The organism is Acidianus ambivalens (assembly GCF_009729015.1).
GTDB classification, from domain to species: Archaea; Thermoproteota; Thermoprotei_A; order Sulfolobales; family Sulfolobaceae; genus Acidianus; species Acidianus ambivalens.
The window spans coordinates 873,266-892,868 of sequence record NZ_CP045482.1 but is presented as its reverse complement, the minus strand read 5'-3'; the positions used below and the strand labels follow the sequence as shown (position 1 = coordinate 892,868).

The window sequence follows — 19,603 nt, the reverse complement described above, 5'->3', positions numbered from 1 at the left end:
CCCCAAATGAGAGTTAACGAAAAAATTGTCAATACTATTAGACTTTCATTTATAGCGTCTTCACTACTCGTGAGCTTCATAATTTTTTATTCAATGATTAATGATATTTCTCTATTTTTGTCTAATTCAATTATATTTATTGTTACTGAAAGCTTAATAACATATGCTTTAGCGATGTCGATAAAACCCTGCCTTAAGTCGATAGGAATAGCAATGGTTATATCGAGTTTATTAATACCGTTATTTTTGCCTCAGACATTTAGTTCTATGCTATCTACTATTTCAATTTCTACACTTCTATATATAACTTTCATAGTTTTAACTTCCTTGCTGTTATTGTTTGCATTATTCTTTGGAGGAACTAAATTACAAATAATATATTTAGTTATTACAGCATTCATACTATTGCCTATTTTACAATATTCTTTCCTTAATATAAGATGCTTCTCATGTATTTTCAAATATTTGCCTTACTCAGTATTATTTTATAATCATATGTTTCTGTTCTATACAGTTACAGGAATACTAGGATTTGTATTATCAGCTAGCAAAAAATCAGAACGATTAGTATTTAACGCAGTAAATAATGTTGCGTTACCTTATTTTCTTTCAGCGTTATTACCATTGGTATTTTTACCTTTAATATTAAATAATGTTTCGATACTGAAGGAAATATTATATTATATTATAAATCATTTTGTAACATATTTGATTCTAGTAATGATAATACTTGCTGTATTTGGAAGTATTATTTTCAGAGGACAAAGAGATATGGAGCTTGCAATAGTAGTATCCTTGGTATCATTAGGCCTAGCCTGGTTCTCCTTTATTTATTCGCCTTATTACACGTTAGTTTTCTTAATTCTTGGTGCTTCAGTAATTCCGATTAGTTTATCTAATCCGCAGCTCATAGAGAATAAATTATTTAGCGCAATAAATTCAAATTTATACAATAAAGCGGAAAAGTATTTGGACGCATTACTAAAGTTAAATTATACGTATACTAAGATCTTCTGTGATGCTGCAAGTAAATTTGAATGCAATTCGATATCCTGGATTTACTCAAAATTTGCGGGAAAAATAATCTACAATAACTGTAATCATCTTTCAAATGTAGTGAATTGTATAATATCCAAGAATGTTATTCCATCAGATGCTAGTGTTTTACTTGATGTATTAGTGTTGAAAGATAAGGATTCTGCAGAGAAATTTGCAAGTTATTTGCTCACAAAAGACTTGCCACAACCTATTAAGGAAAAAGCAAAATCAACTCTAGCCTCAATTATAGGTATTACATCAAATACTGTGAATCCTAAACAACTCCCTCCCTTAGAATCTTGGGATCCTAATATTTGGATAGGCAGCAATTTATATGGTTATAAAATTACTAAAGTTTTAGGGAGTGGAGGAAGTTCGTATGTATTAGTTGGAGAAAGAAATAATCAAAAATACGCATTAAAAGTAGCTAAAATTTCCAAATCAAATGTTAATGATATACTTAATGTATTTGGAAATATATCAAAAGAATCATCTAACTTACAAAGTATTTCTGAGAAGTCACCTAATATTGTTAGGATATTTGGATTTTTTGCAGATTTAAATAGTATAATGGATGTAGTAGGAGGGAAGTCGGAAGTGTATTATTCCATGCCTCCTGCAATAGTTATGGAACTAATGGAAGGAGGTACAGTAGAAGACTTACTAAAAAATCAAGCAGTAGTACTCTCAAGCTACTGGAAGAAAGTTGTAGGTTTAATTTCGCTTAGTATTGCTAATGCATTAAAAGTGATTCACCAAGAAGGATACGTTCACCTTGATGTAAAGCCTTCTAATATATTCTTTAATAAATATCCAGGGAAAACTGCTGAGGAAATTTACGAGAACATAAGAAATGGAGTAATTTCAGTTAAATTAGGAGATTTAGGTTCTGCAAGAAAGATAGGAGAGAGAGTGTTAGAGTATACTCCACAATACTGTTCAATAGATCAAGTAGAGGCTATGTTCACTAATAAAGGCGCTGACGTAAGAATGGACGTATACGCTTTAGGAGCAACAATTTATAAAATGCTTACTCAAACACAATTTAATCCACCCAAAGTGTCGGAACTCATGGACAAGGCTGTTCAATCCTATGTGAATAATCAACCTTATGCTATTTATTTAGAAGAAGCCAGGAAAGAATTAGAGGCATTTCACCAAAGGTTTTCTTTACCTGCAGAGTACGCGGAATTTAATCCATTAATAAAAACAATGACATCCCCAAATATCTTAAAAAGACCTAATATAAATTATGTTATTATGGAATTAAATAAGTTAATATAACAAGTCAATAATCATTTTCCTATCATTGTTTATTTTTGTCAATATTCTCTTTTTCTTTTAATTCTTTAACAACTTTAATGTCCTCAAATGCTTCTTTCTCCATTCCGCTCTTCATGTAAGCTTTAGCTCTTCTTACGTACGCCTCAACATATTCTGGATTAATATCTATTGACTTAGAATAATAGGCAATTGCTTCTTCATATTTTCCTTTCTTTTCCTTAAGCAAACCTTTACTGAAGTACGCCTCGGCATAATATGGGTTCAAATTTATTGCAGTATTTATATCATTTTCAGCTTCTTTATCTTCATTTAATGAAATTTTCACTAGCGCTCTATAATAATATAGTTCAGAATCTAATGGATAAAGCTCAATTCCTCTAGTTAAATCCCTAAGTGCGTCATAATAATTTCCTAAATAATATTCAGCTATTCCTTTTATTTTATAATAGAGAGGATTAGAAGAAAGTTCATCATTTATATCGTTTAACTCTTCAATAACTTTCCTATAATCTTCTTTCCTCAAATATATGGTAGCCCTGATTATCCTAGCTTGAGTAGAATTAACGTCTTTTAACTCATCTAATGCCTCAGAGTACATTCCCCTTGATAATAGTATTCTTGCTTTCTCTTCCTTATTTCCTGCCTTCTCAAAGTATTCCAGCGCTTCATCGTCTTTGCCCATTTCAAGGAGGATTTTTGCCATCAACTCGTAAGCTTCTTTTGTAGGATTTTTATTGACTAATTCTTCCAATTTTCTTAAAGCTAAATTCAAGTTGCCGCTATTATATTGTTTGATAATATCGTCTATCTGTGACATTAATTATTATTGGATAGGAAGAAATTAAAAATCTTCGACTATGAAATTATGCCATATTTCTTTAAGAGATCATTATATGATAAGGAAGATCCTGATGCAAATGCTAATAATTTAGCATAAAGTCCTAAATGAGTTAAGTAAGAATTTTTAATGTTTTCTAGGAACATTGTATCTATAATCTTGAATGAGTTCAAAACTTTCCTAAAGTCTTCCCTTATTTTCTCATTCTTTAGCTGATTATAAATGGCCGAATAGTATTGAGTAAGTGAAGATAGAAATTTTATTATTCCTTTTTCTTTCATTTTAACTGAAAAATAAAGGGGAACAAACGATATTGAAGATATTGCTTGAATATCGTTTTCAATAATAGGCTTCTCTTCTCTAAATAAGGAAAGATAAGCCAAAGCCCTAAGTTTATCTGCCCCTTTAGAGTAAATTTTAGGAAAATTGCTTACAACTACAAATCCTGGTTTTCCTTCTATCTGTACTCCGTTACAATGGACGTGAATTATACAGGCTTTCTCGTAAAAGTTTGATAGATAGATGAATATTGAAAAGAAATTCAGAATTTCTCCTCTAGTTTTTTCATCCTCTATATCAATTTTTACGTCTTCAAAGTCCAACATTAATTAAATAATGCAAATCACTTTTATTAGTATCAAATGAGAACAAGCGGTCACGTTGATTTAACTCTAGCAGCTTTCTTCTGGGGCACAATCGGGATTGCTGTTAACTACTTTTACTTACTCGGTGGGAGTCCATTTACAATGGTCATAATGAGGAGTATATTCTCCACGATCGTTTCTCTGTTTATTGTAAAGAAAATAGTTGTGAATAAATATGCCATCGGCATGGGTTTTGTTTCCTCACTCTTCTATTTAACGTATATTTATACAATTCCTATAGACGGGCCTTCACTCTCTGCAGTATTACTTTACACCGCTCCTCTCTGGGTTTCGATATTTTCCTATTTTTTAGTGAAAGAAAAGGCTACTTTAGGAAAAATTGTCTCGTCGTTAATGATTTTGGTAGGTTTATATATCATGTACTTAGGAGTTCCTACTTTCCAGCAGTTCCTTCTAGGCTTAGCTTCGGGCTTAACTTACGCAGGTTTAATATCTTTTTCTCGACTCCTACAAAGAAAAGGCATGAGTGATTGGGAAATAATATTTTCACAGTCTCTCTGGTCTATACCTTTCTCTTTACCTTTTGTTAGAGTACTAAATTTACCTTCAGTTTATGCTGGAATATACTTGGCAATTTTTGCCTCTGTAATCCCTTACTTCTTCTTTTACAGAGGAATGAAGAAGACTGACTCAATAACCGCATCAATAATAACCGCATTAGAGCCTATATTTACAATAATACTTTCAATGATTATTTTTAGAGAATTCCTTAACATTTATGAGACAATAGGAACAATAATCATTTTATTGGCAATTTTCCTTAGCGTCAAGATGCATTAGGCAACTTCCACTTCATTCTAATAGCGAGAAGTCTTAGAGCGAACGTCAAAAGTAAAACTAAAGTGGTAAGAAACCCTGTCTGCACGCCTAACTCTGCTAAACCGTAATATATTGTAGAGCCTATAATTGATGCTGAGGCATAAAACTCCTTAGTTAGAACTAAAGGAATTTCGTTAGCTAATATATCCCTAAGCACTCCTCCACCTACAGCGGTTATAGTTCCTACCATTATAACCAGCAGAGGGTCTGGTCTTAAGCTAAACGCTAATGAGGCTCCAGAGGCGGTGAAGGCTCCTAGACCTAGAGCATCTGCGTATATTAAAGGCTTACTTACGTGAGTAAATTTCTTGTAGAACGCAAAAGTAACTATGCTAGCAATAAAAGACGCTGTGGGATAAGGTATATAAATTAAGTTTGTGGGCGGAGTAATTCCCAATAACAGGTCAGCAAGAATTCCTCCGGCTAATGACGTTGAAAAACCCAGGGTTATAACGCCAAGTAAATCCATTTTCTTTTCAATAGCCTTCATAGAACCGGATATTGAAAAGGCAATAATTCCAATATAGTTAGTTATTAAAAGTATTAAACTCATCAACCTAAGCTAGAAAACGTGGTAAAAATACTTTTCTATAATCAAGAACTCTTATTTCTCTCTATCTCTTCTAACAATTTCTTAACGTTCTCTAACTCCTTCTCATGCTCTTCGTTCCAAATCTCCTTAAAGTAATTCTTAGAATTATCTAAGATGAAGTGAGTAAGGCTTAGGATATCCATTACAGCGTCTTTCTTAGAGGAATATGGAGTTAATCCTTCATAAATACCGTTATAGGCATAACTGTGCAAGAGAAGAGCCGTATTTGTAATGAATGAGATTTTATCATAACCTATTTTCTCCAGATCGTTGGAGATTAATTTAAGCTTGGTAGTAGGTGCTGAGAATCCAGATTTTTTATACCATTCTTTCTCCTTTTCATTTTTACCTAATTTATCTAGATTTAATGAGACTAATGCACTAATAATGGCTTTCCAAGCCATGAAGACCTTTTGCGCGGAATTTCTAGTATATCCTTCCTTAAGCATTTCAAGGGCAATTCTTAATTCCACCATACTTTCCAGTAACCTTACTTTAGAGTAGGCTTTCCTATCTTTCACGTTAGGAACGTTCACTATTTCCATGTGTTAAATATAGGTAGTCAGCATTAAAATATAAGGATCTCCAACCCTTGAATTATTCTCTATTGCTATCTACAAAATTAATAGCTTTTAGCCTGATTTATATGAACTTCATTAAGCATTTCTCACTATTGTTTATATATCTGAATATTAGCTGTGAAAATTTTTCATAAGTACTTGTTCAATTAAGTTTATCTAGTAATCTTGCAATTGCGATCAACTTATATGTTTCTTTTTACTCTCTTCTTTTAAAATATGTGAGATATTGACATGAATACAGAAAAAGAGAAGAGGATTTGGGAGATAATTGAAAAATACCCGTTAATCCTTTATCTCATTGACTTCAATTATTTGAGAGAAATTACCTTTAAAAGTACTAAAATTTATAACTTGTTAAAAGAAATGGAGAATTATATTTATCCTACAAGAGAAGATGATTATGTTAGGTGTTATTTTTACCTCTTTTTACCAGTTAAAGTTAAGGACAAATTAAAGTTCGTCCCTACGGGATTTTGCTACCTTAAGGAGTTTGATGAATATGAATTCTTCGTTCATACTAAAGGTGGAATAAAAATTGGAAAAGGAGACGAAGAACTGCCAGCATGTTATAATTCATTAATAATGAGAGTTTATGAATTCATGAAACTTCAGCATCAAGATCCCATCTTTATATCCGCCGATGACATATACAAGCATTACTTAGTAGGAGAAGTTAAACTGAAATATGTTACAAAACCTAAAATGAGTAATGAAGAAGCTAAACAAATCATTAAACAATACAAGGACAATTTGAAAAACAAACTTCCGTCAGATGATATAACCTTAAGAGATTATCTTGAGGTTGTTAAAATAGTTTATGAGGCTAACGGGCTCAATGTCGATAAGGATCTCAAGGAATTATATAAGTCTTATGCAGACGGCAGAGATTGTGGAATGATTGATTTGCCATTAGACGATAAGGAGGCATTTAAAATTTGGAGGAATAGCAAAGCACACTGTGGAGGCCATCCTTTTGAGATTATTAGAGGAGGACTTATAACTTATGGTGTTTACCTATATCCCCCTAGAGAAGGTAGATATACTATTATAGCTAATGATTTTATTGAAGAGTATATAAATGCTGTAAAGGAATTCTTAAGGAGGAAAATTCCCTTTAGAGCGCCAGATTTAATAGACGTTCTGAAATACTTAACTGGAGAATTGATAGTTAAGGTTAACGATTATTCTGATTTCCCTAAACATTTGTTCATTTTATATTCCGAAGTTGAAAATAAAAGGAAGATAAAATGGGAGGAAATAAAAGAGGTAAACTATAGAAGAAGAGTAAAATGAAAAGAGTAATCTAAAAATTATCTTTAAGTAATACCATAATAAATAGCTATTATTTAAGTTGAAGGCAATTATTGGCATAGAATATGTAGATATAATAAACATAACGATAAAATTTGTTAACTGTTAGCATATTCTCGAATCAGCAGTTCTAACTGCAAAAAGTTTTTTACTAGAAAGGCTAAGAAGATGATGTGAAAACTGTAGGACTTATAGCATTTATTGCAGTTCTAGCAATTGAACTAATTTTTATGAACGCCTTGAACTCATTAAATCAAGGGATCTCACAACTTTCCAACATCAATATTTTCAGTCAACCAAAGATGTCTTTCTTTGCAGAAGGTAATAAATTAGAAGTATGCATAAATAATCCTGAAAATTTCCCTGTCGTAGTTTGCAGTATAAATGGAAAAGAAATAAGTTTACCTAGTTCAGCAGTTATTCCGGCACAGACAGCTGAGAATATTACGTTACAAGTCAATAATTATCATGAATTCTACAGTAATATCAAAAATGATGATTGTACGGTCTTTATTAAATTACATTTCCTTAATGTTACTGTTTGCACAAGTGAGACAATATGATAAAATATCCCTTATCTACATTGGCTTTAATACTAAACGTAGTTGTGGCACTCTTACCTTACTGTTGGTGGACATATTCTGTAGGAGGAATTGTTAAGATTGATGATTCCTTATTTCTTTTAAATATTTACTTTGAAGGCCAGTATTTGTATATTTCCAATTTTATTAATATGATACTTTTTGCGTTCAGATTTTATGTTATAGCTGTTTCCCTGTATTTCCTATATCTTATTCTTAGAAGAGGAGAGAAAAGAAATTACTTACTAATAGCATGGGCTTCACTATTCTACATTCTAGATCCGGTGATAATTTACATAATATTTAATTACATACTTTCACACTTTATTCAAGGCGTTACTTATCCATTTTTCATTATAGGACAGGAAAGCGTAGAATTTACAGACTCAGGATATCAAATAACAATGCTTATACAAAGTTATCCGACATTTACGTACTGGTTTTCATTAGCTGTAGGAATAATCAACTTGATTTCTAGATTTCTCAAGAAATACTAAATTGATTTCATGATCAATTTGTATAATTATTCTTACTCATAAGTAACAAGGAAGAACCTATAGATAGCAATACGAAAGCTAATATGCCATAAAATATGCTTATATTTATAAATAAACCTATTATTAAAGGAGTTATTATAAACACAGCATAATGAAAAAGCAGGTTTATCGAATTAGCTAAGTTCTTATCTTTCTCGTCTTTAAATTCTCTCGCTATAACTAAACTGGACAAAGTCAATAATAATCCATGCGGAAATCCTAGAAATATTATGCCAAAAAGTAGAAAGAAAGGATTATTGACAATTAACAAAATAGAACCTAAAATTGTCGTCACAGCGCTGAAAATCCTCATTTTACTTTCTTCTAACTCAAGCCTATAAATAAGATACCTAGATAATGACGCTACTGAAAGGAATACGAAGAAATACAAGAAACCAAGCGAAATACTCACGTGATAATAATAATGAGCTAACAAAGCTAGATAAACGTTAATGAATGCTATTGGTATATCGTAAGGTAAACTGATCATATTTGCGATCCAAAGCCTTTTATTAAATATTATGCGAAAAGAAATCATGGACTTTTTTGCTTTATTCCTAAAATTTAAGTAGTAAAAATATGCATTGTAAAGATTTAAGGCAGAAATAACCATCAAGAGAAGAGCAATGTCTCCAAGCGAGATCGCCTCTAAAAGTGCACTAATTACTGCACCTATACTTAAACCGAACGTGTACATTTTAAGCAATCTCGCGTTTGAATGGTAATCGTCAGCAATGCTTGAGGCAATAGTAGTCATTGAAGGAATAATTACTCCAAACGATATGCCTGCAAGGATTAAAGAAAAGAAGAAAATGCTCACATTATGCATGTTAAGTAAAATTAACGAAATTGACAAGAGAATAAAAGATAGGAGTAGAATTTCTCTTGAGTAAATAAGATTTATCGACAACATTGATATTATAATAGAAACTAATACAATTGCCTCTATTATTCCTAGACTTCCCAACGGAAAATGATAATCAATCTTAGCAATTACTGGCGATAATGTGAGTATAATATTATTGGCGATCCTAGATATTAAAGCAGTTAAGGCTATTCGCTTCATAACCCTTTGCTTTACCACTTTAGATATTAAATAATTGAGGCATGTTCACAAGTTAGCATCATTACGAGTGCATTCCTAAAAGCTTCTTTTATTTCGCATTTCCTTGTTAACTTAAACTTAGTATATAATCCCCAAGTGTCTTTTGGTGAGGAATTAAATTTTCTCAAAATCTCGTCCATAATATCACTATGAGGAATTCCTTGTCTAATTTTCTAAACAATTTCTGAAGGTAATCTCAAACCGCTGGAATATGCTGAAAATTCTTTTTCCCTAAAAATTATTACACACCAGGTTTCTTCGTATACACTGCCAAACCTCTCTACTAGTCCACTTTCTAAACCTACATATATCCCGTCATTGTCAAGAAATTTCTTCCTCAAATTTTCCGCTCTATTTCTTGCGCCTTTTATAATATCCTCATTCCATGGAGTTATAGGGACTCCTGAAGGAGAATTAAATGCTAAAATTTCGTAATCAGTTACGTAGTTCTTAAGCACTTCCTCAACTGCGGAAATCTTTAGTTTGCTAGTAGTTCCTAAGTAAAATTTCATAAAATTGTATTAAAGGAGAAATTAAAAAGCTTCCATTTAAGCAAAATCCTTTCCCAACTTCTCCTTAATTATTAGCCTTGCTGAATTATAACCCGGTATGCCAGAGACCTGGCCTCCAGGGTAAGTTCCAGCTCCTCCTAAGTATAAGTCCTTTATAGGAGTTTTATACCCCCAACCTTTCTCCGGCCTACCGTCAAATAAATACGGTTCCCTCATTGGTAAATGGTTTAAATTACCTGAAGGTAAATTATAAATCTCTTCCGCAATTCTTGCGTTTAATTTATCTACGTAAACTATTTCGCCTTTGAACTTTTCAATCACTTCTTCATAGTTACCCATGAATTCCATTACTATTCCTCCTCTGTCGTCAACTGTTGAAGGAATTACGACTTCGCCTCCTTCAAAGTCTATTATTGAATTAACGAAAGTCTTTATCCTCTCATCTACCTTAGGAAATTCCTTAAAGATCACATTATATTTTACCCATTTATTTTTACCTAGAGTAAATTTATGATTATATTCAGCTAATTTCATCGTTTCAGCAGGACTTGCTGTAGATAAAATAACGTCTGCCTTGTAAACCTTATCTCCAACCTTAACTCCTACTGCTTTATCATGTTCAACAAGAATTTTATTCACCTTTTCGCTCACGAAATTAACTCCTAGCTTGTTAGCCTTCTCAAAGATCTTCTCAGCAACTGTTCCCATACCGCCTTTTACGAAAGACCAATCATCGTAAAAGTAAGCTACTAAATATGCGGGAGAATCTTCCATTCCAGGATAAATGAAGAAATTATGTAGATCTCTCGAAAGGTACTTTGATAGGAACTCTTTTGAAGGTCTCATAACGTCTTCTATTCCGGCATTTTTCGCTTCTTCTATAACCTCTTTTTCTGAAGGAGGAGTAGTTACAAAGGTAAACTTTTCCTCCAGAAGTTTCTTAAATTTGAATATCTTCTCTTCAAATTCCGGAAACTTATCTTCCCCCGCGTTTATCAATTCCTTTATTCTCTTTTCCCTATCCCTCCAGAACGGAATTATCCTATCTTCTAACCATATTGTTTGTATTGGGTCTTGTTCAATTACTGGAATTTCAAATTCATCTATGAATTTTTTGGGCATTAAACCCAGGACGTAAGACGCTCTACTTACTTTGACTCCTTTTATTGACGTAGTATCTGTCATTCCTCCGAATTTATTATCAAAAATTAATACATCAAAGCCTGCCTTTCTTAAATAGTAAGATGCAATAAGTCCGTTATGTCCTGCACCTATTATTATTGCTCTCATGCAGTATATGATTGATTTTAGGAAAAAGAAGCTTTCATAATAAGAAGGAGGGAAGAAAAAGAAGAAAATATAATAAACTAAATTGTGTTGACTTTATTTCTTTTCAAATGCCCTTATTAATGCTGACTTTAAGCTCTGTAAAGACACTTCTATCTTATCTAATCTTGGTGCTTCTAACGTTGAAGCTATGAATGATACTGCATTATCTAAGCTTACTCCTTCAAAGTTCTGAGTCTTTCCTTTTAATAGTGTTAATACTAGGTTTCCTAACCATAATAGGGTTGAGATATCAGCAATCATTGCTCCTAAGCTTGCTATTATTTCTGGAGTAACGTAGGCGGGAACTAAGGGGTAAATTTCAGCCTTTCTTACTAGTCCTGCTAGTCCTAATGCGTCAAATCCTACTATCACCATAGTTGTTCCTATCATGTAACCTACTAGATGAATCCAGCCCAGCTTAGTTGAATACCACATTCTACCGGTGAGTAGAGGTATCATATAATAGAGAGTGGCAAATCCTGCTGGAACAATTGACCAGAATATCATTGCGTGGAAGTGCCCAACTACCCACATGCTATCGTGGATTATTGCGTCAAAGCTTATATCACCGTTTGCAATCCCTGTTACTCCAGCAGCTATTGCTCCAGCAAAGCTAATTGATATCCATGCCGTAATCAAGTTCATCTTTACTTGTGCTCCTTTAACTGTTGCCCATAAGTTGAAGAACGTCATCATTGACGGTACAACTACTCCGAATGTTAAAATCTCCTCTAGGAACTTTAGATATACTGGTAAGTCTACCATGTATAAGTGGTGTATTGGCACGTTGTTAGAGAATACTAAGTATAGGAGTGCTGCAATTCTTCCCATTCTGTCACTATATACAGGTCTTCCTGCTAAGAGTGGTATTAAGTAATACATTGCGCCAACTGCCGGCATCCAGCTTATGTAAACGATTGAGTGCCATAATATTCCGAAGGCGATCTGGTTAGATATTACGTTTAGCCCTACAAGCCCATAGTAGTTTAATATGTCCCATGTATTAGCTGCAACTTCTCCGCTCCATCCTATTGCTATCATTAATGATGTCATTAACACGAAGACTCCAAATATTGGTAGTTTTTCTTTGTACGTCTTAGTTGCAAGGTAGTAATGGTAAATTATCCATATAACGTATATGTAAACACCTATATCCATTAATTCCCAGCCGAAGAACCATAGCGGAGATACTATGTCTTGTGAATATGCAGGTAATCCATAGGGTGATAAATAATACCAGCTTTCTGCTGGGAAGTAATTATCGTTGAATGTCGGATACGCGACTATTGGTCCTTCAAGTAACATGAATGCTATGTTAAATAATATGAATCCAATGTTAAGGAACCACTTTGCTCTTGGTTGGAAGTGTAATATCTTATAAGATAGAAATACGAAGATCGCAATTTCTAACTGTACTGCAAAGCCGAATAAGTCTCTCATTGCGTGTAATCCTATTCCTGCATAATACTCTTGTGAAGTTAGAACAAGAGTCTGAGAGACTCCCCAACTTAGTTCTTGAATTCTCACCATTAACGCATCAATAATTCCTAGAATTCCCCAGATTAAGCTCAGTACTATCATAGCCATCGTTATTCTGCTTACCCAGTCTTTATCTAGCTGGAGTACTGCATTAACTAAGTTAATTAAACCTTTTGAAACCGAACTCATACGTGTTAATGAACATTTAGGGAATATATTTTTTATATCGTCCGAAATATATACGTTTTCTAACTTTTTTATAAATCTTTTTAGAGAGCTATCTAAACTAAGTTTACATTGTTACCATTGTCTGTAATGAATAAATAAAAACTAGAATAAATGTATTTTTAATGAGAAAAGATATAATAAACTAGAATACAGAGTGACTAAAGCAAGTAATTATTTCCTATTTCTTATTTCAACTAGAACTACTCCTGCTCCTATTATGAACAATAGGACAGAGAAAAGGAATTCATAGAATTTACTATTGCATAAGGCTTCTACAGTGTACTTAACTATGCTTATACTTTGATTATCGTTATTTAAAAATACTAGCAAGCTGTTTTGACCATTACTTTTAACCAAAGCAATGTATTTCCCGTTTGCCCCATAAGTATTTATAACAGATCCATTAATAATTCTTAGGCTAACGTTTCCTCCACATATTTTGTAATAAATGAAGGTTATTGGCGAGTTAATTCTCATCGTGTATCCATCATTTGGGTTCAATTTTACTTCCTTATAATGGTCTTGTGAACAAAATACTAATGCCGAAATAGATATCAGCATCAGCAAGATTCCTATTATTATTCTATTCACAGACATCATTACATTCTATCATTATAAAAGTTTTCTATCTTAATTCAAACCCTGGCGTAATACCTTTCACTTTAATCTTTTGCAAAGCCTTCCACATTGCTGCAACGTTTTCTGTTATAATAGGCATTCCCAAATCTTCGTGCAAGTATTGTGATGCCTCAAAAGTTGATAATGCTGTGCAAGCAATGTAAGCAGCATCTGCCTTAAGTACGTCTTCCAAATTCCTTTTAACTAATCTGTAGATTGTAAATACCGGAGTATTTGAAATATCAACACCCTTAATCTTACCTAGACCGTCAAAGCCAGTTACATCAAATCCTTGCGATTTTATCCATGATACTTCCTCCAAAGTCCTCTCCTTTATATAAGGAGTACCCACCCAAACCTTCTTAACTCCTAACTTTCTTAGTACTTCGACCACAGCCTCTTCGGGTATTACCACATCCTTAATTATTTCCTTAATAATGTTTCCGTGCTTATGAGTCCCGTAAGTTCTACCGTAAATTATTACGTCGGAAACTTCGTGGAGTAAGTAGTAAGTTTCCTTAATTTCCTGTCTAAAAGCCTCAACGTCAGTAGGCTCACAACCCTTTGTAGGCTTCATTCTGGTAACGTGTATTGTAACTCCTTCTGGAGCCATTTTCCACAAGTCGTATTCCATTGCAGCGTTATTTGCTGGAATAATTACTCCTATTCTACCTCTTCCTCCAGGCATGGATAAGATTATAATGCCAATTTAGATAAAACTATTTGTGTTAAAGAAAAAAATTATCAGAGCAATTGACGATTTCTTCCAGTATAAGAAATCTGGAGATGATGAAATACTTGACGAAGTTTTAGATAAAATTGAATATAAGGATAAGTATGTGATAATAGATGGAGAAGAGAAGATAAAAGTTGATAAAAAGAAGGATGTGGTAGGAGTATTTTTAGCAAATATTCCTTATATAATCCTGGGCCCGGGAGAAATACATGACGATTTACCGGAAAAGGTTAGAAAAATACAATCCGGGGCAATCAAACTCTTAGAAATAGGGGGATTTAACGAAATAGCTACTTTAGAAATTTACTTAGTTATGGAAATGTCTTTGAGGGCCTTATATAGTGAATGGTTAAAGAAGGCCGAATATATAAAATATGGTAAAACTAAGGTTAAGGTAAAGAACCTGGATTATCGTAAGCTTAAATTACTCCTAAAAAGGAAGGGCTGGAGTAAATATAAGGTAAAAGTTAACGGCGAGGTGTTTCCCTATTCTCAAGGTTCCCTTTTAGCCTGGGCTGAAAGGTTTATGGATGATAAGACTAGCTTAGTTTTTAGGTTAGCGATTAACGTAAGGAATTTATTAGCTCACGGAGAATTTGAATGGAACCTTTATCCCACAATGAGGTCTTTGGAGTCTGCCTCACAAGCCTCCTGGTTATTGTTCGAAAAATTAAGGAGATCAGGCTAATAGAAAAGCGTTAAACTTACTCTGGTATTTTTCTTCTCATGGATTTAGAAAAGGAAATAGCTTACTGGAGATGCCATAATAAGCCGGTAATTTTCATAGCGAAGACGTTGAATATAAGCTGTGACGAAGTAAGGAGAATAATTAACTCGTGGAAAGAAGAAACTAGGGATTTTATATTCTCCCTTAAGGAACAAGACCTAGGATTCTTTAATCCCGATATTACTGGGTTATTAAAGTCCTCTGATCTAAGCGTTGAGTATGCAAGAAAAATACTCTCAAACAAGTTCGTATAGTGTTAAACAGAGAAAGAAAACACGACAGATACATGGATTGTATAAGATATCACGTAAAGATATTACTGCAAGGAAAATAGGTAGGCCATTTCTGATGTTTTTATAACCACTTTTATTTTCCACCGCTAGCAGTTACTTCTCAGCCTCTTTAGCTAATTTTTCCGTTTCAGATTCCTTCCAAGGTTCAACCTTCTTTGTAAACTTAACGTTTGATTTCATCCCTGCCAATCTTTTAGCAACTTCCTCTGCATAGCTTAAATTGTATAGCCTGCTGAACATTATACGTTGAGCTGCTGGACTCCCAGCACCGTGAACTGATTCTATCAGGAAAGCGACTCCTAAAGCTACGTTTTCCAGTAGTCTAACCATCCTTATCCTATCTTCTGCAGTGTATCCCTCAACTCCTTGTAAGTACTTTGCCAATAATTCCTTAATCTTAGGATTCTTCAAATCCCATTCACTTGGAGCAGTTCCTAATATTCCTCCGGCAATATCAATTGCTAATTGAGCTATCTGTGAAGGGAATCTAGTAACTAAATGCTTTGTGACGTTAGCCTGCATTGGGTTAACCCACCAACAGCCTGGACAAACCTCAATCCCGTTTAAGCTTGCTGCAATTCCAGCAGCATACATCGTTTCTGTGAGGAATATTTCCTCATTAATCTTGTCTTGAACGTGGGGAGCTTTTTCGATCCCTATTTGCTTAGCTAAATTGTAAGTAGCACCAATTATTACGTCTCCTAATCCCGCTTTACATCCTCCGTATCCTTGTCTGTGATAAGCTGAGAATATTTCAACTAATTGGCTTGTGTATTGCCAATCCCTCATTAGGAAGACTCTTTCCATGGGTACGAACACGTTATCGAATATAATTAATCCTTCGTGGTTGTAAAAGTAAGGTAATGCATCTATTTCTCCGCCTTCAAGCCTTCTTGCGTCGTTTAATTGCCTTCCAACAATTATTTTTATTCCTTCAGTATCGGTAGGAATTGAGAAAGCAACTGCATAATCTTGGTCTTCTGGACCCATTGCCCTTGTAGGTAAAACTACAATTTCTTCACTAGCAGCAACTCCGGTAATGTTCGCTTTTGCTCCTGAAACGTAAATACCGTCTTTAGTAACTTCAGTAATCCTTACGTAAGCGTTCTTATTGGGCTGTTCGTGAGGTTTTAGAGTCCTTACTCCTTTTGCGTCAGTCATTGCTCCTGCTAAAGCTAAATCCTTCTTTTGCACGGTCTTTAAGTATTCTATAAATCTCTCCTTCGGTTCAGTTTTTCCGTGTTGTGCCATTAATTCCGTTATTATATAAAGAGTGTTTAGCGCGTCGTATCCTACGCATCTTTGGAAGCATGCTCCAACCTTGTGGCTTATTTTTCTCAGAAGTTTTACTTTTGCCGCTAGATCTTCTGGTGATCTATGAATGTGATTAAACCTATTAACTTCCTCGTTAATGAAAGGGCTCCAAACTCTAGCTAAATCCTTTGTGTCCTCGTCCCATGCTGAATCAAATGTTGCCTTAAAAGCTAAAACTGCGGGCTTTAGGAAGGGATTAGTAGTTACGTCTTTAACTTCCTTGCCCATTACGTAGATTTCTACCTTATTTCTTACCTTAATTGAATCTAAATATTCCTGTCCAGTTCTAATTCCCATGAGCTATATTGGGATTTAAAGTTTTTAAATTTTAGTATAAGCTTTTCTTAAATGAAAAAAACTTATGTTTATCATCTTTAGAAAACCTTTTTTACCAGTATAGAGAAGCATATCTTTAATGGCAAAGAAAATAACTAAAAAAATAGAAGATGCAACTAAGGACGTAGCGAAAGAAGCAGAAAAAGCTGGAGAGAAAGTAAAGGAAGAAGCTGAAAGAGTAATTCCAAAGAAAGGTAAGAAAAAGCAAGAATAAATAGCTAATATCAGAGAGTTTTTATTATTTTGTTATTTTTATTATTTATTTTTATTTAATAATACTACTACTCGTGACGGTGGAGAGTAAATTTTTCTTCATTATTGCCAGCTTTCACAGAATAGTTAAAAGGGCGAGAATGATTTTAATTACTCATAAGATGTGTAACAAGGGAAAAACTCGGTAGTAATAAATTTGAACTAACTCCTTCAACTTTCCTATCTTACTCTTAAGGAACTTTTCTAGATCTTCTGCGTGTGATTGCTTCTTTCTCATTTACCTTCTTCTAGCCCCTTTAGTAGTTCATCAATCTTTTCTGAAACTTCTTTAACCTCATACTTTGCGAAATATGACTCTATTACCTTCTTAGTCTCCTTCACTACGGTAATTAAATCCTCGAGTACCTCCTCCTTCTTACTATATTTACTAAAGCCGGGCTCAAAACCATTATATTGATATTCATGAAGGTCTAAAGCAATCCTCACAAGGTTTACAATGTCAATTCCTATCTACCTTAACATTTGCGCTAAACCATACATGCCGTGCGTTGGAACTACGTGCCCCTTCTTTTTAATCCACTTCCTCTCTTGGTCGTCCTTAGCTAAGTTAATCAATTTATCTTCATTAATTACTATTAGTGCACTCAAAAGTGCTTTTACTGCACCAAAAGCTTTTCCTGCAGAGTTTCTAGTATACCCTTCCTTCCATAAAGTAAGGGATAGAAGTAAGTCAGATAAGCTTTCAATTATTCTGGCTTCAACGTAGTCTTCTCCAACCCTATAAAGATCCTTCTCCATAGTTATACCTTTTTATCAAAGTTAAAAAACGATTAGTTATTAATAATAAACTATGGCCTAAATATTGCTTATCAATTTTTTACTAACTAAAAAGTCGATAAAATCGTCTATTTAAGGATGCAAATTAGTTTATTCTCCTAGGCTGTTTCTTTGTAGTCTGAAATCTACTTATATCAAATAACACTATCCTTATCTGCTACGAGTATGGACATAATGTAATCATTACCTCTTATTCTTAATATTTACTTACATAAATTCCTGCATAAAATGTAACCTCTATATATTCTACATAGTTACAAATTTAACATAGACTGTTGCACGAAGCTGACTCCTTTCCGCCTCACAGAGGCGAGGGTTCCTCTGTGAGTGGTTCATCGTTCCCACCATCGATCCAGGATTACATCTCTCATTTAGCAGTCGGGGTAGTCAGAAAGCCCCAGAGAGATCATTGCTGAGCTCTAGTCCCTTAAGAGATACTGGTTGCTCCTCCCACAGTCCTATTCAGTAAGGAGCGTCTTAGCGTCACTAAAAGATTTAAACACGGGGCTATCCATCTGGCGAGGCTTCCTCTTAACCCCACTTTTTGTAAAAATTCTCTAAAAGTAGAGCGTAGGTGTGGCGGGCCCGCCGGGATTCGAACCCGGGACCTACGGGTTAAAAGCCCGCCGCTCTACCTAGCTGAGCTACGGGCCCAGCTAAAAAATTCTGTTCATACATTGCTTAAAAAGTTTCCGTAATTACTTAAAGACTAAAGCCTTATCCCATATTTTCTTTCAACTTCTCCTGTAGTATATATTTCCTTTAAGGCATTCAAGAATTCTAGCGTTCTTTGAGACGCCCTAGCATAAAGAGGTTCTAAAACGTAAACATGATCTTGCTTTACTGCATTTAAGTCGCTATAACCAGGTAAAGTAGTAATCTTCTCAATTTCCATTAAGGATCTATTGACGGAGAAACTGCAGGGTGATATTATAAGGTAATCTGGGTTGAACTCTCTTATTACTTCCCAATCGAATATTCCTCCATGTCCTCCTGGTCTAGCTAAGGGCTTTGAACCCATTAAATTAACCATGTCAGAAACCCATTTACCTATGAGGTGTATTGGTTTTATCCATTCTATTACCACAGTTTTAGTGCCCTTTGCAATTCCCTTGGTCTCTTCTATGCTTTTCTCAAATTGTTCTTTAAGTTCCTCAGCTTTTCTTTCTCTTCCTAGAATTTTAGCTATCTTCATTGTTTCCTTAGGTATATCCATGAATGTAGAAGGATTGAAAACTTCCATTCTCGAAATTCTGTATTTTTTAGGCATCGTTACTATTTTTTCTCTATCTAAAGAGGATATAGATGGTAAAGCGCAAACTTCGCAAATTCCTTGGCCTACTATTAAGTCTGGTTCTAGCTCGTAAATCTTGTTCCAAAGTGCTTCGTGCAAAGGTTTTCTTTCCTTAATGTGCTGTCTAACTATTTCGTCGATTACTTCTGATGGTAATGAGTTATCTACGTTAACAAGTTTTCTAGTCACCTTTACTTTCTGTTTAACTTCTACTGGATAATCAGCGTCTTCTGGTACTCCTACAATTCTTGATGTTCCGTCTAGAAATGCCACTATTTCCGTAGTTGCAGGATCAAGCGTTACAATTCTTTTCATATGAATAGAGTATCCATACATA

At 34.1% G+C, this 19,603-nt stretch carries 21 protein-coding genes, 1 tRNA gene and 1 pseudogene; 8 read left to right on the top strand and 15 right to left on the bottom strand.

Annotated features, from left to right (window positions below; all coding sequences use genetic code 11):
- The first annotated feature begins 6 nt into the window (after positions 1–6).
- The gene (locus D1866_RS05295) at positions 7–2,322 is read left to right on the top strand and encodes a protein kinase domain-containing protein (protein WP_152942253.1); all 2,316 of its coding nucleotides are present in this window, start codon (positions 7–9) and stop codon (positions 2,320–2,322) included.
- Positions 2,323–2,344: 22 nt separating this feature from the next.
- Here the strand turns inward: D1866_RS05295 and D1866_RS05290 are convergent, their stop codons facing one another.
- Both D1866_RS05290 and D1866_RS05285 read right to left on the bottom strand, forming a co-directional pair.
- A complete protein-coding gene (locus D1866_RS05290) occupies positions 2,345–3,139 on the bottom strand; it encodes a tetratricopeptide repeat protein (RefSeq protein ID WP_152942255.1) in 795 nt (264 codons plus the stop codon).
- Between the two features lie 38 nt (positions 3,140–3,177).
- A complete protein-coding gene (locus D1866_RS05285; protein ID WP_152942257.1) occupies positions 3,178–3,765 on the bottom strand; it encodes a hypothetical protein in 588 nt (195 codons plus the stop codon).
- A gap of 36 nt (positions 3,766–3,801) precedes the next feature.
- Between D1866_RS05285 and D1866_RS05280 the strand changes: the two genes are divergently transcribed.
- Positions 3,802–4,605 carry a DMT family transporter gene (locus D1866_RS05280; protein ID WP_152942259.1) on the top strand — a complete coding sequence of 268 codons (804 nt, stop codon included), beginning with the start codon at positions 3,802–3,804 and terminating at the stop codon, positions 4,603–4,605.
- Here D1866_RS05280 and D1866_RS05275 read toward each other — a convergent pair.
- Together D1866_RS05275 and D1866_RS05270 are read right to left on the bottom strand one after the other, a co-directional pair.
- The gene (locus D1866_RS05275; protein ID WP_013776836.1) at positions 4,592–5,197 is read right to left on the bottom strand and encodes a trimeric intracellular cation channel family protein; all 606 of its coding nucleotides are present in this window, start codon (positions 5,195–5,197) and stop codon (positions 4,592–4,594) included. The two genes, D1866_RS05280 and D1866_RS05275, sit on opposite strands and share 14 nt — an antisense overlap.
- Positions 5,198–5,238: 41 nt before the next feature.
- Positions 5,239–5,781 (bottom strand): PaREP1 family protein, encoded by a 543-nt coding sequence (locus tag D1866_RS05270; RefSeq protein ID WP_152942261.1) that lies wholly within the window; start codon positions 5,779–5,781, stop codon positions 5,239–5,241.
- Positions 5,782–6,048: 267 nt separating this feature from the next.
- Between D1866_RS05270 and D1866_RS05265 the strand changes: the two genes are divergently transcribed.
- The 3 genes from D1866_RS05265 to D1866_RS05255 all read left to right on the top strand — a co-directional run bounded on the left by D1866_RS05265 (position 6,049) and on the right by D1866_RS05255 (position 8,206).
- Positions 6,049–7,110, top strand: a complete 1,062-nt coding sequence (locus tag D1866_RS05265) for a hypothetical protein (protein ID WP_152942263.1) — start codon at positions 6,049–6,051, stop codon at positions 7,108–7,110.
- Between the two features lie 191 nt (positions 7,111–7,301).
- On the top strand, positions 7,302–7,691 hold the full coding sequence (locus D1866_RS05260) for a cupin domain-containing protein (protein WP_152942265.1): 390 nt from the start codon (positions 7,302–7,304) through the stop codon (positions 7,689–7,691).
- Positions 7,688–8,206: a hypothetical protein gene (locus tag D1866_RS05255; RefSeq protein WP_152942267.1), complete on the top strand. Its 519-nt coding sequence runs from the start codon at positions 7,688–7,690 to the stop codon at positions 8,204–8,206. Before D1866_RS05260 ends, D1866_RS05255 begins: the two co-directional genes overlap by 4 nt.
- Before the next feature lie 13 nt (positions 8,207–8,219).
- Here D1866_RS05255 and D1866_RS05250 read toward each other — a convergent pair whose 3' ends face one another.
- From D1866_RS05250 to D1866_RS05220, 7 genes are all read right to left on the bottom strand, one after another.
- Positions 8,220–9,311: a hypothetical protein gene (locus D1866_RS05250; protein WP_152942269.1), complete on the bottom strand. Its 1,092-nt coding sequence runs from the start codon at positions 9,309–9,311 to the stop codon at positions 8,220–8,222.
- Positions 9,312–9,337: 26 nt separating this feature from the next.
- Entirely contained in the window at positions 9,338–9,490 is a 153-nt protein-coding gene (locus D1866_RS05245) for an inosine/xanthosine triphosphatase (protein ID WP_152942271.1), read from the bottom strand.
- 33 nt (positions 9,491–9,523) lie between these two features.
- A complete protein-coding gene (locus tag D1866_RS05240; protein WP_152942273.1) occupies positions 9,524–9,862 on the bottom strand; it encodes an inosine/xanthosine triphosphatase in 339 nt (112 codons plus the stop codon).
- Between the two features lie 36 nt (positions 9,863–9,898).
- A complete protein-coding gene (locus D1866_RS05235; protein ID WP_152942275.1) occupies positions 9,899–11,152 on the bottom strand; it encodes a phytoene desaturase family protein in 1,254 nt (417 codons plus the stop codon).
- Positions 11,153–11,245: 93 nt separating this feature from the next.
- The gene (locus D1866_RS05230; RefSeq protein ID WP_152942277.1) at positions 11,246–12,859 is read right to left on the bottom strand and encodes a cbb3-type cytochrome c oxidase subunit I; all 1,614 of its coding nucleotides are present in this window, start codon (positions 12,857–12,859) and stop codon (positions 11,246–11,248) included.
- Between the two features lie 210 nt (positions 12,860–13,069).
- Entirely contained in the window at positions 13,070–13,489 is a 420-nt protein-coding gene (locus D1866_RS05225) for a hypothetical protein (protein ID WP_152942279.1), read from the bottom strand.
- Positions 13,490–13,523: 34 nt separating this feature from the next.
- Positions 13,524–14,204, bottom strand: a complete 681-nt coding sequence (locus D1866_RS05220; RefSeq protein WP_152942281.1) for a maleate cis-trans isomerase family protein — start codon at positions 14,202–14,204, stop codon at positions 13,524–13,526.
- Positions 14,205–14,241: 37 nt separating this feature from the next.
- Between D1866_RS05220 and D1866_RS05215 the strand changes: the two genes are divergently transcribed.
- Complete coding sequence (locus tag D1866_RS05215; RefSeq protein WP_155861074.1) at positions 14,242–14,940, top strand: hypothetical protein; 699 nt, start codon at positions 14,242–14,244, stop codon at positions 14,938–14,940.
- 38 nt (positions 14,941–14,978) lie between these two features.
- A complete protein-coding gene (locus D1866_RS05210; RefSeq protein ID WP_152942283.1) occupies positions 14,979–15,233 on the top strand; it encodes a hypothetical protein in 255 nt (84 codons plus the stop codon).
- 132 nt (positions 15,234–15,365) lie between these two features.
- Here D1866_RS05210 and D1866_RS05205 read toward each other — a convergent pair whose 3' ends face one another.
- On the bottom strand, positions 15,366–16,883 hold the full coding sequence (locus tag D1866_RS05205; RefSeq protein ID WP_152942285.1) for a 4-hydroxyphenylacetate 3-hydroxylase family protein: 1,518 nt from the start codon (positions 16,881–16,883) through the stop codon (positions 15,366–15,368).
- A 118-nt stretch (positions 16,884–17,001) separates the two neighbouring features.
- Here D1866_RS05205 and D1866_RS13665 point away from each other — a divergent pair, with 118 nt between their 5' ends.
- Entirely contained in the window at positions 17,002–17,136 is a 135-nt protein-coding gene (locus D1866_RS13665; protein WP_269199650.1) for a hypothetical protein, read from the top strand.
- A 272-nt stretch (positions 17,137–17,408) separates the two neighbouring features.
- On the opposite strand, the pseudogene D1866_RS05200 reads toward D1866_RS13665, so the two are convergent.
- The 3 genes and pseudogenes from D1866_RS05200 to D1866_RS05190 form a co-directional block, all read right to left on the bottom strand.
- A pseudogene (locus D1866_RS05200) lies at positions 17,409–17,933 on the bottom strand (PaREP1 family protein).
- Between the two features lie 616 nt (positions 17,934–18,549).
- Positions 18,550–18,626 (bottom strand) — tRNA-Lys (locus D1866_RS05195).
- A 55-nt stretch (positions 18,627–18,681) separates the two neighbouring features.
- Complete coding sequence (locus tag D1866_RS05190; RefSeq protein ID WP_170254135.1) at positions 18,682–19,581, bottom strand: ABC transporter substrate-binding protein; 900 nt, start codon at positions 19,579–19,581, stop codon at positions 18,682–18,684.
- Positions 19,582–19,603: the final 22 nt, after the last annotated feature.

What these genes read in the sequence shown, in the direction of transcription:
- D1866_RS05295 (WP_152942253.1), top strand. Translation starts at nt 7, where the DNA reads ATGAGAGTTAACGAAAAAATTGTCAATACTATTAGACTTTCATTTATA.
- D1866_RS05290 (WP_152942255.1), bottom strand. Translation starts at nt 3,139, where the DNA reads ATGTCACAGATAGACGATATTATCAAACAATATAATAGCGGCAACTTG.
- D1866_RS05285 (WP_152942257.1), bottom strand. Translation starts at nt 3,765, where the DNA reads ATGTTGGACTTTGAAGACGTAAAAATTGATATAGAGGATGAAAAAACT.
- D1866_RS05280 (WP_152942259.1), top strand. Translation starts at nt 3,802, where the DNA reads ATGAGAACAAGCGGTCACGTTGATTTAACTCTAGCAGCTTTCTTCTGG.
- D1866_RS05275 (WP_013776836.1), bottom strand. Translation starts at nt 5,197, where the DNA reads ATGAGTTTAATACTTTTAATAACTAACTATATTGGAATTATTGCCTTT.
- D1866_RS05270 (WP_152942261.1), bottom strand. Translation starts at nt 5,781, where the DNA reads ATGGAAATAGTGAACGTTCCTAACGTGAAAGATAGGAAAGCCTACTCT.
- D1866_RS05265 (WP_152942263.1), top strand. Translation starts at nt 6,049, where the DNA reads ATGAATACAGAAAAAGAGAAGAGGATTTGGGAGATAATTGAAAAATAC.
- D1866_RS05255 (WP_152942267.1), top strand. Translation starts at nt 7,688, where the DNA reads ATGATAAAATATCCCTTATCTACATTGGCTTTAATACTAAACGTAGTT.
- D1866_RS05250 (WP_152942269.1), bottom strand. Translation starts at nt 9,311, where the DNA reads ATGAAGCGAATAGCCTTAACTGCTTTAATATCTAGGATCGCCAATAAT.
- D1866_RS05245 (WP_152942271.1), bottom strand. Translation starts at nt 9,490, where the DNA reads ATGGACGAGATTTTGAGAAAATTTAATTCCTCACCAAAAGACACTTGG.
- D1866_RS05240 (WP_152942273.1), bottom strand. Translation starts at nt 9,862, where the DNA reads ATGAAATTTTACTTAGGAACTACTAGCAAACTAAAGATTTCCGCAGTT.
- D1866_RS05235 (WP_152942275.1), bottom strand. Translation starts at nt 11,152, where the DNA reads ATGAGAGCAATAATAATAGGTGCAGGACATAACGGACTTATTGCATCT.
- D1866_RS05230 (WP_152942277.1), bottom strand. Translation starts at nt 12,859, where the DNA reads ATGAGTTCGGTTTCAAAAGGTTTAATTAACTTAGTTAATGCAGTACTC.
- D1866_RS05220 (WP_152942281.1), bottom strand. Translation starts at nt 14,204, where the DNA reads ATGCCTGGAGGAAGAGGTAGAATAGGAGTAATTATTCCAGCAAATAAC.
- D1866_RS05210 (WP_152942283.1), top strand. Translation starts at nt 14,979, where the DNA reads ATGGATTTAGAAAAGGAAATAGCTTACTGGAGATGCCATAATAAGCCG.
- D1866_RS05205 (WP_152942285.1), bottom strand. Translation starts at nt 16,883, where the DNA reads ATGGGAATTAGAACTGGACAGGAATATTTAGATTCAATTAAGGTAAGA.
- D1866_RS13665 (WP_269199650.1), top strand. Translation starts at nt 17,002, where the DNA reads ATGGCAAAGAAAATAACTAAAAAAATAGAAGATGCAACTAAGGACGTA.
- D1866_RS05190 (WP_170254135.1), bottom strand. Translation starts at nt 19,581, where the DNA reads ATGAAAAGAATTGTAACGCTTGATCCTGCAACTACGGAAATAGTGGCA.